General features: G+C 66.7%; 4 protein-coding genes. 2 read left to right on the top strand and 2 right to left on the bottom strand.

Annotated elements, in window-relative coordinates; translation table 11 throughout:
- The coding region (locus tag QRO91_RS22300; RefSeq protein WP_285310587.1) for an NAD(P)H-dependent oxidoreductase at nt 1–346 on the top strand (346 nt) is incomplete at its 5' end.
- A 157-nt stretch (nt 347–503) separates the two neighbouring features.
- Nucleotides 504–965, top strand: a complete 462-nt coding sequence (locus QRO91_RS22295; protein ID WP_049429092.1) for a DUF4304 domain-containing protein — start codon at nt 504–506, stop codon at nt 963–965.
- A 95-nt stretch (nt 966–1,060) separates the two neighbouring features.
- Here QRO91_RS22295 and QRO91_RS22290 read toward each other — a convergent pair whose 3' ends face one another.
- Entirely contained in the window at nt 1,061–1,315 is a 255-nt protein-coding gene (locus QRO91_RS22290; protein ID WP_049429093.1) for a DUF6587 family protein, read from the bottom strand.
- On the bottom strand, nt 1,315–2,464 hold a 1,150-nt coding region (locus QRO91_RS22285; protein ID WP_285310586.1), incomplete at its 5' end, for a ferrous iron transporter B. The genes QRO91_RS22290 and QRO91_RS22285, both read right to left, overlap by 1 nt.

Below are 2,464 nucleotides of genomic sequence, written 5' to 3'. Positions count from 1 at the left end.
GGTCTACCCCACCTGGTGGGGCGCGATGCCGGCCCTGCTGAAGGGCTTCTTCGATCGCGTGCTGCTGCCGGGGTACGCCTTCCGCTACAGGCGTGATTCGGTGTGGTGGGATCGCCTGCTGGCCGGGCGCAGTGCACGGGTGATCACCACGCTGGACACGCCCCCCTGGTACTACCGCTGGATCTACCGCGACCCGGGCATCACCCAGATCCGCGCCACCATCCTGGAGTTCTGCGGCATCCGCCCGGTGCGTGTCAGCCGCCTCGGTGCGGTTCGCGGCAGCACCCCGGCGCAGCGAGAGCGCTGGCTGGCGGTGGCAGCAGATCTGGGAGCGCGGGCTCGATAGATTCAGGCCATGGGCAAGGCGTGCGAACCAAGGTTCGCACCCACCTGGAAGGATCGCACCCACCCGGGGCGCTCGCTGCGCGTGTCGCATTTGCCAATTGATCTGGAATCACTGCGCCTCAAGGCTGTGGGCCCTTCTTCCGGCTCGGGCAGAACGCATGAAATCCGCGACAGTCTTCAGCAGATGTGCAAGGAAAACAGGCTTTGCCGGAACAACGACCACCCGCTACCGGTTGCTGGACGGCGCTTCGCTTGTCGTAAATCACCAGGCCGCCAGTCACGGCAGGGGCTTCTATGTGAATGCCGGGCTCTACTTCGCGGAGCTGCTTGAGCACACGCTTGAACCGTGCGACCTCGAGAAGGCCTTCAGATACCGCACCAGCATTCCCACGCCCCATGTGGACTGGCGGATCGAAGAGACGCCAGGGCTGCGCCGGGCCTTCACCCAGCAGGATCTCCATGACCTGCTCGAGGCCGGCGACCGCAGCGCGATGAAGCGCCTGCTGCTGGATGCCTTTCGCGATGTCCTGCGCTTCGTCGCAGCCCACGGAAACCGCGCCTCGGTGCGGCGGATGCAGCAGGAAGGACGCTTTCGCGCGATCATCCGCAAGGAGGTCTGAACCCGGCCGACGTTCGGTAGATCCACGCCATGCGTGGATGAACCCCGCAAGCGTGCGAACCAGGGTTCGCACCCACCAGGGCAGGAAAAGCAGCGTCAGTGCTGCTTCGGCGGCGTCGGCCCGCAGCTGTCGCAGCCACCACAGGCGCCACCGCCGCCCGTAGCTGGTGGCGCGATCTTCCGCCCCAGCGCCTGCATCCAGCCGGGACGGCCCGGCTTCAGCAGGGCCAATGCCAGCACACCGCGCAGCTTGCGCACAGTGCCCGGGAACTGCTTCTTCAACACCACCCAGGCACTGACCAGCACGGCCACCGCGATGATCAGGTACTGGATCAGCAGGCCGGTATCCATCAGCCGCCTCCCAGCGCCTTGGTCACCTGGTAGGTGATCAGCGCGGCCACATAGGCCGCTGCGAACAGGTAGAACGCGGCGAAGCCCATCTGCTTCCACGAGTTGGTCTCGCGCTTGATGGTGGCCAGCGTCGAGATGCACATCGGTGCGTAGATGTACCAGACCAGCAGCGACAGTGCGGTGGCCAGCGACCAGCCGTCGCTGATCAGCGGGGTCAGCGCCTGGCTGGCGGCATCGTCATCGGCCGCGGACAGCGCGTAGACCGTGGCCAGCGACGATACTGCCACTTCGCGCGCGGCCAGGCCCGGGATCAGTGCGATGCAGATCTGCCAGTTGAAGCCCAGCGGCGCGAAGAACACCGCCATCGCATGGCCGATCTGGCCGGCGTAGCTGTAATCGATCGCGGGCATGGTGGCGCCGACCGGCGCGGCCGGGAACGACAGCAGCACCCACAGCAGGATGGTCAGCGCCAGGATGATGCCGCCGACGCGCTTGAGGAAGATCATGCCGCGCTCGTACAGGCCCACGGCCAGGTCGCGCACGTGCGGCAGGCGGTACGACGGCAGCTCCAGCATCAGCGGGTGCTCGCTCTTGTCGCGACGCCACTTCTTCATGATCCACGACATCGCCAGCGCACTGAGGATGCCCGCCGCGTACAGGCCGAACAGCACCAGGCCCTGCTGGTTGAACACGCCCCATACCGTCTTCTGCGGAATGAACGCACCGATCAGCAGCGCGTACACCGGCAGGCGTGCGGAACAGGTCATCAGCGGCGCCACCAGGATCGTGGCCAGGCGGTCACGTGGGTCCTGGATGCTGCGCGTGGACATGATGCCCGGCACTGCGCAGGCAAAGCTGGACAGCAGCGGGATGAACGAGCGGCCGGACAGCCCGGCGGCGGCCATCATGCGGTCGAGCAGGAACGCCGCGCGCGGCAGGTAGCCGGATTCCTCCAGCACCAGGATGAAGAAGAACAGGATCAGGATCTGCGGCAGAAACACCACCACGCCGCCGACGCCGGCGATGATGCCATCGGTGAGCAGGCTGGCCAGCGGCCCTTCCGGCAGCACGCTGCCGACGAACTGGCCAAGCCAGGCGAAGGCGGCTTCGATGCCATCCATCAGCGGGGTCGCCCAGGCGTACACCGCC

Origin of the sequence: Stenotrophomonas maltophilia group sp. Smal32 (genome assembly GCF_030237085.1) — a bacterium.
GTDB lineage: Bacteria > Pseudomonadota > Gammaproteobacteria > Xanthomonadales > Xanthomonadaceae > Stenotrophomonas > Stenotrophomonas maltophilia_Q.
The sequence above is the reverse complement of the archived record's forward strand: the minus strand, read 5'-3'. Positions and strand labels throughout refer to the sequence as shown.